The sequence below is a fragment of the Flavobacterium phragmitis genome (assembly GCF_900112575.1).
Lineage (GTDB): Bacteria > Bacteroidota > Bacteroidia > Flavobacteriales > Flavobacteriaceae > Flavobacterium > Flavobacterium phragmitis.
The window spans coordinates 57,395-77,665 of the sequence record NZ_FOMH01000019.1; the positions used below are offsets into that span (position 1 = coordinate 57,395).

The 20,271-nt window shown below is 32.2% G+C and carries 17 protein-coding genes; 11 read left to right on the forward strand and 6 right to left on the reverse strand.

Annotated elements, in window-relative coordinates; all coding sequences use genetic code 11:
* Nucleotides 1-203 precede the first annotated feature (203 nt).
* Nucleotides 204-3,419, forward strand: a complete 3,216-nt coding sequence (gene ccsA, locus BM289_RS24415; RefSeq protein WP_091498948.1) for a cytochrome c biogenesis protein — start codon at nucleotides 204-206, stop codon at nucleotides 3,417-3,419.
* Nucleotides 3,420-3,664: 245 nt separating this feature from the next.
* Here ccsA and BM289_RS24420 read toward each other — a convergent pair whose 3' ends face one another.
* Complete coding sequence (locus tag BM289_RS24420; protein WP_091498959.1) at nucleotides 3,665-4,453, reverse strand: anti-sigma factor; 789 nt, start codon at nucleotides 4,451-4,453, stop codon at nucleotides 3,665-3,667.
* Nucleotides 4,453-4,983 (reverse strand): RNA polymerase sigma factor, encoded by a 531-nt coding sequence (locus BM289_RS24425; RefSeq protein ID WP_091498962.1) that lies wholly within the window; start codon nucleotides 4,981-4,983, stop codon nucleotides 4,453-4,455. Before BM289_RS24425 ends, BM289_RS24420 begins: the two co-directional genes overlap by 1 nt.
* 913 nt (nucleotides 4,984-5,896) lie before the next feature.
* Between BM289_RS24425 and BM289_RS24430 the strand changes: the two genes are divergently transcribed.
* Nucleotides 5,897-6,484, forward strand: coding sequence for a glutathione peroxidase (locus BM289_RS24430; RefSeq protein WP_091498964.1), 588 nt, complete (start codon nucleotides 5,897-5,899; stop codon nucleotides 6,482-6,484).
* 86 nt (nucleotides 6,485-6,570) lie between these two features.
* On the opposite strand, the gene BM289_RS24435 is transcribed toward BM289_RS24430, so the two are convergent.
* Both BM289_RS24435 and BM289_RS24440 read right to left on the reverse strand, forming a co-directional pair.
* On the reverse strand, nucleotides 6,571-7,068 hold the full coding sequence (locus tag BM289_RS24435) for a GNAT family N-acetyltransferase (RefSeq protein ID WP_091498966.1): 498 nt from the start codon (nucleotides 7,066-7,068) through the stop codon (nucleotides 6,571-6,573).
* Nucleotides 7,069-7,081: 13 nt separating this feature from the next.
* Nucleotides 7,082-8,257 (reverse strand): thioredoxin family protein, encoded by a 1,176-nt coding sequence (locus BM289_RS24440; protein ID WP_091498976.1) that lies wholly within the window; start codon nucleotides 8,255-8,257, stop codon nucleotides 7,082-7,084.
* A gap of 177 nt (nucleotides 8,258-8,434) precedes the next feature.
* On the opposite strand from BM289_RS24440, the gene menD reads away from it, so the two are divergent.
* The 7 genes from menD to BM289_RS24475 all read left to right on the forward strand — a co-directional run bounded on the left by menD (nucleotide 8,435) and on the right by BM289_RS24475 (nucleotide 16,973).
* Nucleotides 8,435-10,096, forward strand: a complete 1,662-nt coding sequence (menD, locus tag BM289_RS24445) for a 2-succinyl-5-enolpyruvyl-6-hydroxy-3-cyclohexene-1-carboxylic-acid synthase (RefSeq protein ID WP_091498978.1) — start codon at nucleotides 8,435-8,437, stop codon at nucleotides 10,094-10,096.
* 150 nt (nucleotides 10,097-10,246) lie between these two features.
* Nucleotides 10,247-11,098 carry a CvfB family protein gene (locus tag BM289_RS24450; RefSeq protein ID WP_091498986.1) on the forward strand — a complete coding sequence of 284 codons (852 nt, stop codon included), beginning with the start codon at nucleotides 10,247-10,249 and terminating at the stop codon, nucleotides 11,096-11,098.
* A gap of 764 nt (nucleotides 11,099-11,862) precedes the next feature.
* The gene (locus BM289_RS24455; protein ID WP_091498989.1) at nucleotides 11,863-12,696 is read left to right on the forward strand and encodes a 1,4-dihydroxy-2-naphthoyl-CoA synthase; all 834 of its coding nucleotides are present in this window, start codon (nucleotides 11,863-11,865) and stop codon (nucleotides 12,694-12,696) included.
* 105 nt (nucleotides 12,697-12,801) lie between these two features.
* Nucleotides 12,802-13,764 (forward strand): 1,4-dihydroxy-2-naphthoate octaprenyltransferase, encoded by a 963-nt coding sequence (gene menA / locus BM289_RS24460; RefSeq protein ID WP_091498992.1) that lies wholly within the window; start codon nucleotides 12,802-12,804, stop codon nucleotides 13,762-13,764.
* A gap of 30 nt (nucleotides 13,765-13,794) precedes the next feature.
* On the forward strand, nucleotides 13,795-14,472 hold the full coding sequence (locus BM289_RS24465) for a metal-dependent hydrolase (RefSeq protein ID WP_091498995.1): 678 nt from the start codon (nucleotides 13,795-13,797) through the stop codon (nucleotides 14,470-14,472).
* Between the two features lie 146 nt (nucleotides 14,473-14,618).
* The gene (locus BM289_RS24470) at nucleotides 14,619-15,848 is read left to right on the forward strand and encodes a tetratricopeptide repeat protein (protein ID WP_394332986.1); all 1,230 of its coding nucleotides are present in this window, start codon (nucleotides 14,619-14,621) and stop codon (nucleotides 15,846-15,848) included.
* Between the two features lie 84 nt (nucleotides 15,849-15,932).
* On the forward strand, nucleotides 15,933-16,973 hold the full coding sequence (locus tag BM289_RS24475) for an o-succinylbenzoate synthase (protein WP_091498999.1): 1,041 nt from the start codon (nucleotides 15,933-15,935) through the stop codon (nucleotides 16,971-16,973).
* 136 nt (nucleotides 16,974-17,109) lie between these two features.
* Here the strand turns inward: BM289_RS24475 and BM289_RS24480 are convergent, their stop codons facing one another.
* Together BM289_RS24480 and BM289_RS24485 are read right to left on the reverse strand one after the other, a co-directional pair.
* On the reverse strand, nucleotides 17,110-17,658 hold the full coding sequence (locus tag BM289_RS24480) for a hypothetical protein (protein ID WP_091499009.1): 549 nt from the start codon (nucleotides 17,656-17,658) through the stop codon (nucleotides 17,110-17,112).
* Between the two features lie 19 nt (nucleotides 17,659-17,677).
* Nucleotides 17,678-18,595 carry an OmpA family protein gene (locus BM289_RS24485; protein WP_091499014.1) on the reverse strand — a complete coding sequence of 306 codons (918 nt, stop codon included), beginning with the start codon at nucleotides 18,593-18,595 and terminating at the stop codon, nucleotides 17,678-17,680.
* Nucleotides 18,596-18,779: 184 nt separating this feature from the next.
* On the opposite strand from BM289_RS24485, the gene BM289_RS24490 reads away from it, so the two are divergent.
* Together BM289_RS24490 and BM289_RS24495 are read left to right on the forward strand one after the other, a co-directional pair.
* The gene (locus BM289_RS24490) at nucleotides 18,780-19,253 is read left to right on the forward strand and encodes a CYTH domain-containing protein (protein WP_091499068.1); all 474 of its coding nucleotides are present in this window, start codon (nucleotides 18,780-18,782) and stop codon (nucleotides 19,251-19,253) included.
* Between the two features lies 1 nt (nucleotide 19,254).
* Complete coding sequence (locus BM289_RS24495; protein WP_091499015.1) at nucleotides 19,255-20,226, forward strand: YpdA family putative bacillithiol disulfide reductase; 972 nt, start codon at nucleotides 19,255-19,257, stop codon at nucleotides 20,224-20,226.
* Nucleotides 20,227-20,271 lie beyond the last annotated feature (45 nt).

Genomic DNA, 20,271 nt, shown 5'->3' on the forward strand with positions numbered 1-20,271 from the left:
ATTTATTTTGTTTTGACTATAGTGCGAGAAAAGAATAACTTAAATTTTTTGAGATATTGTTTTGTAAAAATTAGCGTACATTTTTAGGGATTTGATGAAATTTACCGCTATATATTTGGTTTTTATTAACAAATATCGCACGCCTCAAATAAACATTTTTAAGTACTTTTGTGCCACTTTATATACAATGTAATTCCTTAAAAATGGATAAAAAAATATTCTCTTTTTTGTTTTCTACACGTTTAATGGCCGTTCTTTTTATAGCATTCGCAGCGGCAATGGGTATTGGAACTTTTATCGAAAGTAAATACAATACCGACACAGCCAGAATTTTAATTTACAATACTTGGTGGTTTGAAGCCATAATGGTAGTTTTCGTGATTAACTTCTTCGGAAACATCAAACGTTATCAGTTACTTAAAAAAGAAAAATGGGCCACTTTATTACTTCACTTGGCCTTTATTTTTATCATTATAGGAGCTTTTATTACTCGTTATATTAGTTATGAAGGAATGATGCCAATTCGTGAAGGTGCGGCAGAAAACCAAGTATATTCAGATAAGACTTTTTTAACCGTTTTTGTTGATGGTGAATATAAAGGAGAAATGAAACGAAGAGTTTTTGAAAAAAGTCTTTTATTATCTCCAGCAACCACTAATGATTTTTCTATTTCTGGCAAATTTGACGAAACTCCTTTTGAAGTTTCTTATGCTAATTATATCATGGGAGCGAAGGAAGTGGTTAAACCAGATGCAAACGGAACTTTGTACCTTAAATTAGTTGAAGCTGGTGCAGGCGGACGTGAAGAACATTACTTAAAAGAAGGGGAAGTTCAGAATATCCACAATGTTTTGTTTGCTTTGAATAAACAAACAGACGGAGCCATCAATATCAATACAAAAGGTGATACATACACTATTCAAACCCCTTTTGAAGGAGAATTTATGAGAATGGCCGACCAGCTAAAAGGTAAAGTCACCAAAGATGATGTACAGCCTTTAATGATGCGTTCTTTATACAGCATTGGAGATATCAGAATTGTATTTCCAGATCCTGCAATGAAAGGAAAAGTAGAATATGAATCGAATAATGATTATAAAGCTAAAACACACTCAGATGCTTTAGTCGTTAAAGTAAAAGCCGAGGGACAGGAAAAAGAAGTTATGCTTTTTGGTTCTAAAGGACAGGTTGGAGAACCAAAAACAGTAAAAATTGGCAACATTGAATATTCTCTATTTTACGGAAGTAAGGCATATATCTTGCCTTTCAAAGTAAGATTAAATGACTTTATTGCTGATAAATACCCTGGAACTGAAAAAAGTTATTCTGCTTTTAAAAGTAAAGTAACCGTTCAGGATTCTACAGAAACTTTTGATGCCGATATTTTTATGAATCATGTTTTGGATTATAAGGGGTATCGTTTTTTCCAATCTTCATTTGATCCAGACGAAAAAGGAACGGTTTTATCTGTAAATCATGATTTCTGGGGAACCAACATTACCTATTTTGGATATTTCATGCTTTACATAGGTTTAATGGGAATTATGTTTACAAAACATTCTCGTTTTGGAGATTTAAAGCGTAAACTTGAGGCTGTTAAAAAGAAAAAAGAAAAACTACTTACGATTTTAGTTTTAATGTTGAGCTTAAGTGGTTTTGCGCAACAGACAACACATGTACATTCACACGATCACGATCATGCACATACAGCAGATCCAAATGATCATGCCAATCACGTTACAGCACCGCCAAGCAAAAAACAATTAGATTCGTTATTGAATATTTATAAAGCTCCAGAAGCACATGCAGCAAAATTTGGACGTTTGATTATTCAGGATGCCGGTGGAAGAATGAAGCCGATTAATACTTTTTCATCTGAATTGCTTCGAAAAGTAAGCCACAGTGATAAATATAACGAAATGAATTCTGATCAGGTGTTTTTATCGATGACACAATATGCTCAGGTTTGGATTCAGGTTCCATTAATTTACATTAAATCAGGAAATGACAGTATCCGAAAAATTATTGGTATTGATCCAAAAGATAAATACGCTCCATTTGTAAAATTCTTTGATGAGCAGGGAAATTATAAACTATCACCTTATTTAGATGCTGCTTATAAAGCTGCAAATCCAAATCAGTTTGAGAAAGATTATATTGAGACAGATAAAAAAGTAAACTTAATGGAATCTGCTTTAAGTGGCAGCATTTTAAAGATATTCCCAGTTCCAAATGATCCAAATCATAAATGGGTTTCATATTTAGAACGTGAAGGTGCTGGATTTAAAGGAATGGATTCAACTTACGTGAAACAAATCCTGCCTTTGTATTTTAGTGCTTTGAATAATGGATCTATCGCAAAAAACTTTGATACAGCTGATAATTTAGTAGAAAGTATTCATGGTTTCCAAAAGAAATTTGGAGCCAAAGTAATGCCTAGCGAACAAAAAATCGATGCAGAAATTGCCTACAACAAATACGATGTTTTTCAGAAATTGACTTATTGGTATATTACAGCAGCTAGCTTTATGTTCATCTTTATTATTGTCAACATTTTCTTTGAGAAAAAATGGCTTCGTATTACAATAAACGCTTTCCATATTATAATTGGATTGTTGTTTGTGCTTCATACATTAGGACTAATAGCACGTTGGTATATTTCTGGGCATGCACCTTGGAGTAATGCTTACGAATCTATAGTATATGTGTCCTGGTCAACCATGTTCTTCGGATTGGCTTTTGACAGAAAATCAAAATTAACAGTTGCTTCATCTGCTTTCGTGACGGCTATGATTTTAATGGCAGCCTACATGAACTGGATTGATCCGGAAATTGCAAACTTACAGCCAGTTCTTAATTCCTATTGGTTAATGATTCACGTTGCAGTTATTGTAGGTAGTTATGGTCCGACTGCTTTAGGAATGATTTTAGGTTTTGTATCATTATTATTGATTTTCTTTACAACAGAGAAAAACAAAGCTAAAATGGAATTGAATATTAAAGAGATCACTTATATCAATGAAATGTCTTTAACCATTGGTTTAATCATGCTTACGATTGGAAACTTCCTAGGTGGACAATGGGCAAATGAAAGCTGGGGACGTTACTGGGGATGGGATCCAAAGGAAACTTGGGCCTTAATTTCGATTATGATTTATGCTTTTGTAATTCACGCTCGTTTTGTTCCTGCTTTAAGAGGTAAATGGTTCTTCAATTTAATGAGTATGTATGCTTTTGTTTCTATATTATTTACTTATTATGGAGTAAACTTCCACTTAGTTGGTTTACACTCTTATGCAAGTGGAGAAGCACATTCTTTAAGCTGGATTTATTACTGCTTGATTACAATTACTTTAATAGGAGCGATTACTTATCCAAAATATAGAAAATACTATAAAACGAAAAAGGTAAAAAAATAGGATTATCCAATTAATTATTGATTCGTATCGGAAAAGCTCAGTATAAACACTGAGCTTTTTTTGCGTTTTAGTAACGTTTGTTTGAAACAACACCTTTTGCACTGAACAAAATATTAAAAAACTTTTATCTATAAAAAAAACCTGCGGGGTCAAATATTTATTCTATAAATATTTTGCTTCTCTGAAGCATAAAAAAAGAGCTATTTTAAAAACAGCTCCTTATAAGTTTTATGCGAATTTAAATTTTAAACTTTTCCTAAAGTATAAAGTTGTTCCATTGTTGGAGTCGGACTTCCTCCAGCAGGCTCTAAAGTAATTCCAAAAGCCTCTGCTGAATCGGTTTGGCTTACAGCAAAGATTTTTTGAGTATTTCCTTCAAAATTATCCAACAAACCGATGCTTGTTGGCGTAAGAACTGGACTTAATTTTAAAGACCATACCTGATAAACCATTCCTTTTGGCGGAGTTGGTAATCCAGCAGCATCGATATAAGTCGTTTTAGTTTGCTGGTTCCAGTATACTTTTGCAAAAGAAGTTGGAGAAACCGCCTGACCGCCAAGAGTAACTCCAATATTTTTGATATCTCTAACAATACTTAAGTTCTTTTCAGTCTGCTTATTCTGCTGATCTAAGAAAGCATATTCTCTTTGAATTTTATTTTTCTCATTTCCAACTGTAGAAATAGCATCTTTGGTTTTTGATAACTCCAAAGTCTGATATCCTAAACCTAACAATAGTAATACTGCAGCAGCCCAGCCCACATATTGAGACCAGTTTGAAGTCGGTTTCATATCGACTACTTTTCCGTGTTTAAGCTCCAGACGTGCTTTAATCTTCTCGAAATTCTCCACAGAATGGAAAGGAGAGAAGCTCGATGATAAAGCTATTACAGCCTTTTCAATCGAAATAATTTCCTGATCTACTTCAGGGTTCTTTTTTGCTAATTCAGCTATTTCTAGGTTTTCCTTTTCGCTTAATAAGCCGTAAACGTACAGCTCTAGAATTCCTGATTCTATATATTCTTGTGCTTCCATTATATTTTCAAATAATTACGTAAATCGTTAATACAGTTTCTGTTTTGCGTCTTTATAGTTCCCAGTGGCAGTGCCAATTCTTCTGAAGCTTCTTGCTGGGTATATCCTTTAAAGAATAATAAATTAATGATCTCAATACATTTTGGTTTCAGTTTTTTGACAAATTCCTGAATTCCGATTGCATCAAGCTTATTGGTTAGTTTATTACTGTCATCTAACAGATTTACGAAATTATCCGAAGAAAGGTTTTTTTGACTGTTATTAAAATTTTTAGAACGAAGCTTGTCGATTGAGGTATTTCGAGCAATATTAAGGATCCAAGTGTAAAATCGGCCCTTACTTTCGTTATAAGAATCGATGTTTTTCCAGATTTTCACGAAGACATCTTGGAGGACATCTTCCGCTTCTTCTCGATTTTTGATTAAGACATGAATGACAGAAAACAAACTTTTAGAGTACATGTCGTATAAATGCGTAAAAGCTTTTTCGTCCTTTTTGTAAATTAAAACTAGCAGTTCTTCTTGACTCATAGATTTGGATTTTTAAAGTTTAAACATGAAAATTTAGATGTTTAGTGGTAGCTGTTATAAAGGTAAATTATTTTTCTTTTATTTCTTTTATTTTTTTTTGTAGTTAAAAACCTAGGAAAATATAGGGGTTTTAAAAAAAAGATGATTTTTTTTACTTTTTTTAAAACCAAAAACAATCCAATTACGTAAATAATTTTATAAGTAAGAAAAAGATCATAATAATTTGATTCTAAATAATACGCTTTGAACAGTATAAACTAAAGTCGTTCTTTAAAAAACAATATTATGGATAGCAAGCAAATAATAAAAATACTCATCGTCGGATTGACTACTGTGTTAGCGATGACCGTTTTTAATGAGAACGACTTTAAAAAAGAAGCGACAATTATAAGGCAGCTTGAAATTTAGTTGAGATTGAAGAATTCATTATAAATAGATAAACTTTCAAGATTATGGATTTTATAAAAATATTCGATTTTCTGGTTTTTATTTTAGTGTTTATCAAGCTTTATAAACAGTAAGATTGGTGATGTTCTTTAAATTTTAGATATAAAAAATAGTATAGTTGATGCACTCGGACTTCCAGATTGAAGACTTTTTATTATGTCATGACGATTAGGTAAGATTCAAGTAGATACAATATTACAAGCCATTTGAAAATATTTTGAGGGTACGTTAGGCATTGGGGGATAAAAAGATTTTCAATACAACCGAGTCATCAACTATAATTTTAATGAGATATTGTTTTATTAATAAAAGATTGCATAATAATTAATTCATGGTTTGATTTGTTTGTATGGGGGGAAGCCTAACGTCTGATTAACGTTAGGCTTCATTTTTTATTTAACTTTTGATTAATAAAATTTAAGTTTTAGTGAAGCGTATTTTAGCTAATTTTATAAAAAATTATACGATGAAAAAAATACTTTTAATACTATTTGGTGCCGCTCTTTTATTTGGTGCACAAGCGAATGCTCAAACAAGTAAGAACAAATTATCTAAAACAGATAAAGCCATGGCAAAAGAAACTATTTATCAATTTAAAGTCGAAGATTTATCTGGAGATACTTTTGACTTTGCGTCCTTGAAAGGCAAAAAAATCATGATCGTAAATACGGCTTCAAAATGTGGTTTAACGCCTCAATACAAAGATTTAGAAGCTATTTACAAAGAATATAAAGATAAAGGTTTCGTGATTGTAGGTTTTCCAGCCAATAATTTTGCTTCTCAAGAACCTGGAACAGCAAAAGAAATTGAAAGTTTCTGCCAGCAAAACTACGGTGTAACTTTTCCAATGATGAACAAAGTTTCAGTTAAAGGAAGCGATATGTGTGAGGTTTACAAATTCCTAACTCAAAAATCTAAAAATGGATTACAAGATTCTGAGGTAGAATGGAATTTTCAGAAATACCTAATTAATGAAAAAGGAGAGTTGGTTAAAGTAATTAAACCAAGAACTCTGCCAACTGATCCAGAAGTTATTAATTGGATAAAAAGTTAAGTTTATTGATTTAGAATTTCAAACCCGACAGGTTTTTAAAACCTGTCGGGTTTTATTTTAAATGCGCACATCTTTTACGGCAAAAATCACTTCAAAATCAACTGCATGAAAACCAAATCCAGCCAGTGGTCAAATTTGTAGCCTACTTCACGAATGGTTCCCGTTGCCACGAAACCAAATTTTTCGTGAAAAGCAATACTTCCAGCATTATCGGCATCAATGGCGCCAATCATAACGTGATAACCCTGTTCTTTTGCTAGTCGAATTAACTCAGTTAAAAGCCTAGAACCAATTCCTTTTCCAATTATATTATCCACTACATAGACAGAATGTTCAACAGTATATTGATAACCTATTTTTTCTCTAAACTGACCATAACTTCCAAAACCAACTACTTCACCATCTAAGTCTGCAACCACAACTGGAAGATTTTTAGCTTTTTTATCTTCAAACCATTTTTGCTGCACTTCCAAAGTCTGAATTTCATAGCTGTAATTCGCTGTTGTATGTAAAATGGAATGATTTACTATTTCTAATATCTTTTGCAAATCGTTTTCAGTTGCTGGTCTTAAAATGATACTCATTGTATTTATGTAATTATTTTTTGTTTAGTTCAGCCAGTAAAGCGTCAACATCCTTAGAATCCCAGCCCATTTCTTTTGCAATGGCTTTGGCTTCTTTAGCATATTCTAAAGCTTTCTTTTTGTCTTTTATTTTGTTATACAACTTGGCTTCGAGTAAATTTCCGTCATACGAATCATTTAATTCTAAAGAATGATTTACCCAAAAAATCGCTTTTTTCAAACTTTCTGTATCATCAATATGTTTAAAATAAGTATTCCCAATTTCTTTAAGAAAGCTCGCATCTTTCCAAGCTAATTTCTCAGTATCTTCAAGGGTAACTTTTTTATAAAAATCCCATTTTTCAGTTCTTTCTGCCAACGTTAAATCATATTTAAAAACCAATGAATCAGTTTTTTGCAAACGAATTGATTTTGCTATTTCTCTTTGTTTGTAATAGTTTACAGTGTCTAAATTATCAACCAGTGGACGCAACAGTTCGTTTACAATACTTTCAATCTTTCTGTCAATTCTAGTTTGTGAAGCAACAGCTGCAAATTCTTTTTGATGTTTTAAAACATACTGAAATTCTCTAGATTTAATATCTGTAACACCGTTTGCAATCACTCTCCAGTTCAATTCGCTGACCAACTGAGCATCAGACTGTGTGTTTAGGTAAGTATGAGTTGCCGGTGATAATTCCGTTCTGTCTTTTCCTTTCTTTAAAGTATTCAAATAAGTAAAGTATTTATCCGAATTACTTGGATCGGCCATAAATTCTTTTTCTAAATAAGGCAACTGCATTTTAGGATTCAATGAATATCGAAGTTCATTTAGAAAATCTGCTTTTTTCATTTCTCCTTTTAAGGCATAAATCAAGGTTTCATTGGCATCAAGAAACAAAAAAGTAGGAAGTGATTTGGTAGTGAATTTAGTTTTTAAAGCAATTCCTTCTTCTTTTTCGATGTTTTTATATGTACAGACAAAATTTTTATTTAGAAAATCCATTACAGCAGGATCGTTCAAAACTTCCGTTTTCATCAAATTACAATGCGGGCACCAATCGGCATAAAGCATAATAAAAAGTGGTTTTCCTTCTTTCTTCGCAGTTTCTAAGGCTGTTTTATAAGGAATATCAACAGGAACAAATTGATTCTGAGAATTTACAGTTTGAAAAGTAACGGCTAAAAAAAGTACTAAAAAGAAACGCATAATTAAGTCAGGCTTTTATTAATAATTCGATTTTACAAATATATCTCCTTTTTTGAGAAAGAGCCTTAATATATTCCTAATTATAACTTAAATGAACTGCGAAGTTTGTAACTTTGTAAGCAAGATTAAGAAAAATCAAATCAGGGATTTTCTTTATAAAAGTAATATACGATCAGAATGATTTACCCCAAAATAGCGCTTGCACAAAGCATTATCGAAATTTTATCAGCCAAAGGCATTGTGAATATTATTATTTCTCCAGGATCCAGAAATGCCCCTTTAACGATTGGATTTGCGCAAAATCCTAATTTTAAATGTTACAGCATCGCAGACGAACGATGTGCTGCTTTTTTTGCGTTAGGAATCGCACAGCAAACCAAACAGCCAACCGCTGTAGCTTGTACGTCAGGATCTGCTTTATTAAATTATTATCCAGCTTTTGCGGAGGCATTTTACAGTCAGATTCCGTTAATTGTTATTTCTGCTGACCGTCCGCAGAGTAAAATTGATATTGGAGATGGGCAAACGATTCGCCAGCAAAATGTTTTTCTAAATCATTCGGTTTTCAATGCCAATCTTACGGAAGAAGCTTCAGAAGAAAATGATTTAAAAATCAATAAAGCAATTGAAACCTCGATTTTACAAAAAGGACCAGTTCATATCAATGCACCTTTTGAAGAACCTTTGTATGAAACTACAGATGAACTTTCTATTCAACCAATAATTACCAATTTCATTTCAGATAATAGTCCAAAAGCTATAGAAAATAGTGAGGAATTCGTTTCTATTTGGAATAAAGCGAAAAGAAAATTAGTTCTCGTTGGAGTAAATGAAGCTAATACAATTGATAAGGAAATTATTGCAAATTTAGCTTCAGATCCTTCGATTGTGGTACTGACGGAAACAACTTCTAATTTGCATCATCCAAATTTTATTAATAGTATTGATACTTTAATTACACCTTTTGATGATTCTGATTTTGAAGCATTTAATCCTGAAGTTTTAATCACTTTTGGCGGAATGGTAGTTTCTAAAAGAATCAAAGCTTTTTTACGAAAATACAAACCGGAACATCATTGGCATATTGATAGTTTACGAGCTTATGATACCTTTGGCGCACTGACGCAGCATTTTGAAATGAAACCAAATGATTTCTTTAAAGATTTACTTTCCAAAACCTCTTTTGCAGAAAGTGATTATTTTGAAAGTATCGATTCTGTTTACAAAGAAAGACTTGAAAAGAGAAAAGAATATTTAAAAGAAATTGCATTTTCTGACTTTAAAGTTTTTGAAAAAGTAATAGAATCACTTCCTAAGAACAGCCAGCTTCAAATCAGCAATAGTTCGGCGATTCGTTATGCTCAATTAATAGATATTGATGAATCTATAGAGGTTTTCTGTAACAGAGGAACCAGCGGAATTGACGGAAGCACTTCAACAGCAATTGGTGCTGCAGTTGGTAATTCAAAACAAAATGTATTCATCACGGGTGATATCAGCTTTTTATACGACAGTAATGCACTTTGGAACGCTTATATTCCTAAAAACTTCAAAATTATTTTAGTAAATAATGGAGGAGGAGGAATTTTCAGAATCCTGCCGGGACATCAGGAAAAACCGGTTTTTAATACTTATTTTGAAACCTCACATCATTTAACTGCTGAACATTTAGCTAAAATGTATCACTGCAATTATTTTACAGCTAATGATTTGGAATCATTAAACAAGGGTATAAAATCATTGTATGAAACAAATGATGCTCCAACGATTTTAGAAGTTTTTACGCCGACAAACGAAAATGATGTTATTTTGAAACAGTATTTTAAAAACTTAAATTAAGTCTTTGATTTGCATCTAAAAAATAGGAATGAAAGTGTCGTTTAACGGCACTTTTTATTTTATGCTAAACATTTTTGATTTACCATTTTCAAACTTCGTACCTTTGCGCGACAAAACTTAGTTGTTTAATCAACTTAGAATATTAAAAAAATGCTGGAAATAGGAAAATACAATACTCTTACAATATTACGTGATACCAAAGTTGGTTTGTTTTTAGGCAATCCTGAAAATGATCCCGAAGGTGTTCACGATGTTTTATTACCAAACAAATATGTTCCAAAAGAGTTTGAAATAGGAGAAGAATTAATTGTTTTTGTTTATCTGGATCACGAACAGCGTCCAGTTGCAACAACTTTGGTTCCTTATATTTTATTGAATGAATTTGCGCTTTTGCGTGTCAATTACATCAATAATGTTGGTGCTTTTATGGATTGGGGAATGGAAAAAGATATTCTCGTTCCATTCAAAGAACAAGCCCGTCCGATGGAAAAAGGCAAACGCTATTTGGTTTATTTATACATGGACAAACAAACCAATCGTTTAGTTGCATCTAGTAAAACCAATCAGTTCTTAAGCAACGATGATTTGACGGTAGAAAAAGGCGAGGAAGTGGATTTAATTGTATCTCATATTACTGATATGGGAATCAATGTAATTATAAACGAGCGTCACAAAGGTCTTTTATATAAAGACGAAGTGTACGATGATTCGATTAGAACAGGGCAAAGATTGCGTGGCTATATCAAAAACATTCGCCCTGATAATAAAATAGACGTAGCACTTCAAGCGCAAGGATTTGAAAGCATAGAACCTAATGCAGAGAAAATTTTAAGTGAATTAAGAGCAAGCAGAGGATTCTTGAGATTAAACGATAATTCGCATCCAGAAGATATCAAAACCGTTTTAAAAATGAGTAAAAAATCATTTAAAAAAGCAATTGGTACTTTATATAAAGAAAGACTTATTGAAATTAAAGAAGACGGAATTTACTTGATTAATTAAATTCCAATTTTACTATAATTCAATCAGAGCTTGGAATTTGGAATTTGTTTTTTTGAAATTACAGAGTTTATATAACACGAAAGGCTGCTCATTACAAGCAGCCTTTCGCTTTTTATTCTAGTTTTAAAAAAAATTGTAATTAAAAAAAAACAGAAATAAAATAATTCGAATCCATCTCAGAATAATAGCTTTACGTATTTTAGAGATTATCCCATTGACGGTATGTCTTTTAAACAATTAATGCAAATATCTTAAAAGCAAAAAGATAATTTCACGGCTCCTCCATTGGTTTATAAAATAACTTTTAGAAAGTCTGAATTAGTACTTTTTCCTTTTTCGTTATCATTTATATACTAATTATATACAATTCTAACTTTTAACCTTAGGTGTTACTTTTTTCTTCTTGAAGTTTCGACAAACACATAAATCATTTGCTCTTTAATTTGAGGTCTGTTAATTAAAACCCTTAAAAAATGAGCGACAAATTTTTTAAATTTTCTCAAAAAAATCATTTTTTAGGTTAATAAATCAGTGAAAGAAAATCAATCTGAAATCATTGAAACAAAATGTATCTCATTGATTTCTAGGGTGTAAAATTAATTATTATTTTTCTAAACTAATGTTAAAAAATGTTATTTTTTGTAAGTAAATACTAATTGTTAACATTGCGTATCGATTTCGATAAGACTTAACCTAAATTGAGTAGGTAAAATTGTAAAAATGCCTTATTTTTACCGTATAATTATTTAAACAAAAAAATCAAAATGGATTGGATTACAGCCAGAGAATTTGAAGATATAACCTATAAGAAATGTAACGGAGTAGCAAGAATCGCCTTTAACAGACCAAATGTTAGAAATGCATTCCGCCCAAAAACTACTTCAGAATTATACCAAGCTTTTTATGATGCACAAGAAGACACTTCAATTGGAGTAGTTTTGCTTTCTGCTGAAGGACCTTCGACAAAAGACGGAATTTATTCTTTCTGCAGCGGTGGAGATCAGAACGCACGCGGACATCAAGGTTATGTTGGTGAAGATGGACAGCACCGTTTAAATATACTAGAAGTACAGCGTTTAATTCGCTTTATGCCTAAAGTGGTAATTGCTGTTGTACCAGGATGGGCAGTTGGAGGTGGACATAGCTTGCACGTAGTTTGCGATATGACTCTTGCAAGTAAAGAACACGCTATTTTCAAACAAACTGATGCCGATGTAACTAGTTTTGACGGTGGTTACGGATCTGCATATTTAGCAAAAATGGTAGGTCAGAAAAAAGCTCGTGAAATCTTTTTCTTAGGTAGAAATTATTCTGCACAAGAAGCTTTTGAAATGGGAATGGTAAATGCTGTGATTCCTCACGATGAGTTGGAAGCGACTGCATACGAATGGGCACAGGAAATCCTTCAAAAATCACCAACTTCCATTAAAATGCTAAAATTTGCCATGAACTTAACAGACGACGGAATGGTTGGACAACAGGTTTTTGCTGGAGAAGCAACTCGTTTGGCTTATATGACAGAAGAAGCAAAAGAAGGAAGAAATGCTTTCTTAGAAAAAAGAAAACCAAATTTCGGAGAAAATAAATGGTTACCGTAAATAATTTTAGATTTCTGATTTTTAGCTATTAGATTTTCAGTCTATCCATTTTTAATCAGAACATAAATAATCTAAAATCTACATTCTAAAATCTAAAATTACAATATGAAACATTGGATTGAAGCCGCAAGATTGCGCACATTGCCTTTATCAGTTTCTGGAATTATCGTTGGAAGTATTTATGCTTTATCAAATCCAACAGAAACAATTAATACGCCCACTGAAGTATTTAGCTGGAAAATTTTTGGTTTCGCACTTTTAACAACGTTAGGTTTACAGGTATTATCCAATTTTGCCAATGATTACGGGGATGGAGTAAAGGGTACCGATAACGCAGATCGAGTAGGGCCACAGCGTGCTATTCAGAGCGGTGTTATTACGCCTCAGGCCATGAAAAAAGCCATTATAATTACTTCTTTACTAACTTTATTGTCTGCCATAATCTTGATTTATTTTGCTTTTGGTAAAGATAATTTTGGTTATTCAATCTTATTTTTATTGTTGGGAATTGCAGCGATTTTTGCTGCAATTAAATATACTGTAGGAAATTCTGCTTATGGCTACAGAGGATTTGGAGATGTATTTGTATTCATTTTCTTTGGATTGGTAAGTACTCTAGGAGTGAATTTTTTATACGCGAAAGAGGTTGATCCGCTTTTAATTCTTCCGGCCATTTCAATTGGATTATTGAGTGTTGGGGTTTTGAATTTAAATAATATGCGCGATCAGGAATCAGATAAAAAAGCAGGAAAAAATACGATTGTAGTACAAATTGGCGCTGCAAATGCAAAAGTTTATCATTATACTTTAATTGTTACGGCGATGCTTTTGGTTGTGATTTTTGCTATTTTAAGTGATTATAACTTTGATCAATATTTGTTTATATTGGCTTATATCCCTTTAACTAAACATTTAATTACAGTTTATAAAAATCATGATCCTAAACAATTAGATCCAGAATTAAAAAAACTGGCATTGAGTACATTTTTACTTTCAATCCTATTAACGGTTTGTATGATTTCATTGATTTCAGACATTATTGTAAACCTGTTTTTGGGCGGAAGATAAAAAGCCTTTAACTTTTAAATTATACAAAAAATGAAAATTACATATTACGGACATGCTTCTTTAGGAATTGAAGTAGGAGGAAAAAATATTATCGTGGATCCATTTATTACTGGAAATCCTAAAGCCTCAGGAATTGACATCAATTCGCTAAAAGCAGATTATATCTTGGTTACACATGCACATGGTGACCATGTTTTAGACGTTGAGACTATCGCAAAAAATACCAATGCAGTAATTGTTTCTAATGCAGAAATTGCAACTTACTATGGAGGCAAAGGTTTTAATTCACATCCAATGAATCATGGCGGAAGCTGGAAATTTGATTTCGGAAAAGTAAAATATGTAAACGCAATTCATTCCAGCAGTTTTCCTGACGGAACTTACGGAGGAAACCCTGGCGGATTTGTAATTGAAGGCGAGCATAAAAACATTTACATCGCTGGAGATACGGCTTTGACCTACGATATGAAATTGATTCCGCTTCGTACAGAATTAGATTTAGTAATTCTTCCAATTGGTGACAATTTTACAATGGATGTTGAAGATGCTATTATCGCTTCAGATTTTGTAGATTGTGACAAAATTCTTGGATATCACTTTGACACTTTCGGTTATATCGAAATCAATCATGAAGAATCTATTCGTAAATTTTTTGATAAAGGAAAAGATTTAATGCTTTTAGAAATTGGTGAATCTATTGAATTATAAATATTGTAAGTATAGCCGAAAAAAGGAGATAATTCTTGATTCGGCTATATCTTTTAAAGGCAAAGAGAAATTGTTATTTGGCACAATCTATGTTATTGAAGTACTGGAGTTTTTAAAATAAAAAATCATTTTAATCTGTGAAATCTGTGGCAATTAAAGCATCCTCACAAAATTCAACTTTCAAAAAATTATTATTAGCTCTTTTTATTGTAATTTCTTATAACGCTTTTTCTCAAAAAGACGGTTATTGGGATAAAGAGCGAGCAACTACAAAAGAGATTTTGGTTCCAGCGCGCGATAGAATTTCTATTGCAACAGAAGATCTTCCAGTTGGAACTACAGAAATTGTTTACCGAATTACACTTTTAGATAAAAATCAGGAACTGACAAATAGTTTGGTTTCATTACTAAAAGCTATTCCGGATCCAACAGGAGTGAGTCAGGGATCTGCAGGAGCAGTTTTTTTGATGTCTAAAATTTCCGGAGACGACGAATGCACTTATTCGATATTTACTTCGAATGAAAATGCAAAAAAATACGTTGCAGATGGCAAAATCAGTGATGCTTGTTATTCTCAAGCTGAACCTGTAAGTAAAGATGCTAAACGTTTATCTGTTGGTAAATCATCTTGTTTAAAAGAAAATATCAGTACCATCTGGTTTGGTTTTGAAAGTAAAAATTGGATTTTAAGTCAGAAAGTAGTTTTAGAAGTTGTACCCTGGGTTGATACTAAGCTGAACCGAGGCTGGAATAAAGACAATAAAAACGAAATCATAAGTTTATGTAAAACTTCTACAATGGCACAAAAAATGGCCAATTCAGATGATTTTTGTGTCTGCATTTTAAATAAAATTATGAAACAATATCGTTATGATGAGTTTCAGAAATTATTGGCTGTTGAAAAAACAAAAGTTTACAAAGATTTTGGAAATGCTTGCTATAAAGATGCTGACATTTCTAAAAACGTCTTTAATGATTTAAGAAAACAAGCTTCTTCTTTAATCAAATCACAAAAATACAATGAAGCAATTCCTAAATTAAATACTATCGTTAACGAAGGAAAAGCAACCGATTTAGATTATAGTTCTTTGGGCTATTGTTATATTTTGACTAAACAATATGCAAAGGCTTTAAAAGCACTTCAAGACGGAGAAAAATTGGACGATACAGAGTTATTGGTAAAATTAAATTTGGCGCATACTTATTTAGTAAGCAATGATTACAGCGCAGCTAAAGCCATTTACAAAAAATACCAAACTCAGAACGTTACAGACAGCTTAAGCTGGATTGAGAAAACAAAACTTGATTTTGAGACTTTTGAAAAAGCAGGTTTACCTTCAAAAGATTTTGAAAAAATCTTAAAATTATACAATTAAGTTTCTTAGATATAAAGTTGCTTTTTAAAGTCGGTTTAATAAAACTTAGCATCTCAGTACCTTAGTATCTTAGCATCTAAAAAAATGAACGCATCTTATCAAAAATATTTATTACAGTTTAAAAGACCATCCGGAACTTCAAGAGGCATTATGACCGAAAAAGAAACCTGGTTTATAATCTTGGAAGAAAACGACAGAAAAGGAATAGGTGAGTGTGGCATTCTTCGTGGATTAAGCGCAGATGATCGAGAAGATTATGAAGAAAAACTAAAATGGGCCTGTGATAATATCCATTTAGGAGAAGAAGTACTTTGGGAAGCTTTATTAGAATTTCCGTCAATCCAGTTTGGAATTGAAATGGCTTTTTTATCCTTAAAAAGTGAAAATCCATATCTTTTACTTCCATCAGATTTTACTAAAAATGTAAGTTCAATCAACATAAATGGCCTGGTTTGGATGGGAGAATCTGATTTCATGAAACAGCAGATTGAAGATAAATTAGCTGCTGGTTTCAATTGTATAAAACTTAAAATTGGAGCAATAGATTTTCAAAAAGAATTGGAATTATTAGCGTTTATAAGAAGTCATTTTTCGCCAGAAGAAATAGAAATTCGAGTAGATGCAAATGGCGCTTTTTCAATAAGTGAAGCTTTAGATAAACTAAATCAATTGAATCAATTTCATCTACATAGCATTGAACAGCCAATCAAAAAAGGCAATATAAGAGAAATGGAAAAACTTTGTAAAGAAACACCATTTCCAATTGCTTTAGACGAAGAGCTTATTGGCGTTTTTTCATTTGAAGAAAAAGAAAAACTATTGAAGGAAATAAAACCCCAGTATATTATTTTAAAGCCAAGTTTTATCGGAGGTTTCAGAGGAACACAAGAATGGATTACACTTGCAGAAAAGTATAATATTGGCTGGTGGATTACTTCTGCTCTAGAAAGTAATATCGGTTTAAATGCCATCGCACAATGGACTTTTCTTCAAAACTCAGAAATGCCACAAGGTTTAGGAACTGGAGCTTTATATATAAATAATATAGATTGTCCCTTAGAAGTTAGAAATGGACAACTTTGGTATAATTTCGAAAAAGAATGGCAAAAAGATTTTTTTTTTTAAGTGACAAAGTAACAAAGTAACAAAGTAACAAAGTAACAAAGTAACAAAGTGAAAAAGTAAAGAAGATAAAGCATCAACAGCAAAAATCTAAAACCTTTGTCACTTTGTCACTTTGCCTCAATGAACCTTAAAAAAATTATTCTTTTCCACCTAAAAGACTATCCTGCCAGTCTTTCAATTCCTGCCATTTTCCCTGATAAGCCATTAGAGCTTGTCTTGCCCAAGTACTCGGATTATGAATGGCGTAATTTTCTCCTCCAGCATCTAGAATAGACTGTAGTTTTTCTGTTGAAGCCTGAGAAAGATCATACCACGTTTTTATTCCAGCGTCATTGAATAAAGCTTCTATTTTTGGCCCGATTCCTTCAACTATTTTCAAGTCATTTTCCTTTATTTTTTTGCCAAGAACAGTTGTCGCCAATTCGGTGTTAAATGGTATTATAGTTGGAGCAGTTGCTGTAAATGATTGTGGTGCCGGATTAGTTTTTGCAGCAGCTAAATCAGCTTCTAACGTAGAAATTCTCGCATTTAGATTTCGTGTATTAGCTTTACACGCATCCAAATCAGCCTGAAGCGACAATGCAAGAGAATCATCATTTTTCGAATTCATTTTTCCTAGTAAGTAACCTAAAATTCCACAGATTAATCCCACTAGCACAGGTATTAAGATACAAGGTATATTCATGATCGTATGTTTTGATTAATTATTTAATAGTAATTACGGTTCTTCTGTTTGATGCCTTTCCTTCAGAAGTATTATTATCTCCAATTGGTTCATCTGGGCCTTTGGATTGTGTTTCAATCCTTGTGGCATCAATACCATTTTTAGAAAGATAATTTTTAGAAAATACCGCTCTTTTTTGTCCTAAAACAATGTTTGAATCACGGTTTCCAACATTATCAGAATGACCTACAGCTAAAACAACAGCCTCTTTTACATGTTCGGTATATTTTACAATATCAGCAACTTTTTGTTTTTCAAGAGTCGTTAAAGTTTCTTTAGACTGATTGGTGTTAAAATGAAGAATTAACGGATCTGCATTAATTTTATCTTTTAAAGCAGTCCATTCATCAGTTGCTGCACTTGTGGAAGTAGAATCTATAGTGTCAAAGGCATAATTTGCTGGGCCTAGAAGTGTGTCAGCGGTCATTTTCCATTTGTCTATAATTTCTCCTTTGGTGCTGAATTGTTTTTCTGATAATCCTTCAGAGACAAAATAATTTTTGACTTCGTTGGCTCTCGCCAGACCCAAATTCTCAAAAGTAGTAGAATTTGTTTCATCTGATGTTGCGTAGCCCGTTATCGTTACTTTTTGCTGAGGGTTTGAAACCAGGAATGTCTTTAATTTCTGAATACCATTGATGACAGAATCACTGACAGGTATTATTAAAGTTGCGCTGTTTTTAAGGAACTTGAGGTTATCATGTGTCTGATATTCAATTCCAGGGCCGTTTAATACAAACGGAACAAAATTTGGCTCCTGTACAGGTGTTGAAACTGTTTTTGGAGTATCATCCGTTGTAATTTTCTCAGAGCAGTTGCAGCAGAATTTCAGATATAAAAAGGTACCTAAAATAATGGTTATTGCAATGCCTAATAGATAAAGTGCTTTTTTAGACATAGATGATGAAGTTAAGATTCTATCAAATTTAACTAAAAAAATAACACGTAATATATTAATAATCAGTTATTTTAATGTTTTTAATTTGAAGTTGAATATTCAAATTAACATATTTTTCATTTTTTATCTTTTTTCGGACTTGATTAAAATGAGTAACTTGCATCAAAATAATTTACGTTTTAAAATGGTCGAAATAGAAAGAAAATTTCTTGTCAAATCTGACGACTTCAAGAATCAAGCTTTTACTCAAAATAAAATTGCTCAAGGATATCTAAGTTCTGTTCCAGAACGAACCGTTAGAGTTAGAATTAAAGGAAATAAAGGGTTTATTACTATCAAAGGAATAAGCCAAAGTGGTGGCATGTCTCGTTTTGAGTGGGAAAATGAAATTCCGCTGGATGAAGCTACAGAACTATTAAAATTGTGTGAGAAAGGCAAAATTGAAAAAACACGTTACGAAATAAAATCAGGAAATCATGTTTATGAAGTTGATGAATTTTACGGAGAAAACAAAGGTTTAGTCATGGCAGAAATAGAATTGAGTTCTGAAACAGAATCTTTTGAAAAACCGGATTGGCTTGGAGAAGAAGTGACCAATGACGAAAGATATTACAACGCTTTTTTGAGTAAGAATCCTTTTAAAGACTGGGAGAAATAAAATGACAGAAGCAATATACGACCTTATAATAGTAGGCGGAGGACCAATTGGACTTGCCTGCGCCATTGAAGCCGAAAAGAAAAATCTGAAATATTTAATTATAGAAAAGGGCGCAATCGTAAATAGTATTTTTAACTATCCGCTTTATATGACCTTTTTCTCAACAGCAGAAAGATTAGAAATTGGAGACATTCCATTTAATTGTCTTGCACCAAAACCTGGGCGTCAGGAAGCTTTAGAATACTATAGAAATATACATCGTTACTTTAAATTCAATATTAATCTTTTTGAAAAAGTTATTGATGTAAAGAAAGATAACAATAGTATTTTCCAAATAAAAACAGACAAACAAAAGTATCAATCTAAAAATGTCATCATTGCAACCGGTTTTTATGATATTCCGATTGAAATGAATGTTTTAGGAGAAAATCTGCCTAAAGTCCGTCATTATTATAAAGAAGCACATGAGTATGCATTTCGAAAAGTTTTGGTTGTTGGAGCCAATAATTCTTCTGTAGACGCTGCATTGGAATGCTGGAGAAAAGGAGCAGAAGTTACAATGGTGATTCGTAAAAACGAAATCAACAGCCGTGTAAAATATTGGGTAAAACCAGACATAGAAAACCGTATCGAAGAAGGAAGTATTAAAGCTTATTTTCAATCCAATATTACTGAAATACGCGAAAATGAAGTTGAAATTGAAACGTCAAATGGTAAAATTACAATTGAGAATGACTTTGTTTTAGCCTTAACGGGATATAAACCAGATTTGAATTTTCTGGAAAAAATGGGGATCCATCTTTCAAATGATGAATTGAAAATTCCAGTTTACAATCCAGAAACGATGGAAACCAATGTTAAAGGTTTATTTTTGGCTGGTGTAGTCTGTGGCGGTATGCAGACGCACAAATGGTTTATAGAAAATTCAAGAATCCACGCTAGCATGATTGTGGATTACATTACTTCTAAATAGTTTTTCCGCCACGAATTCACAAATTTTTACTCTTATAGATTGTCA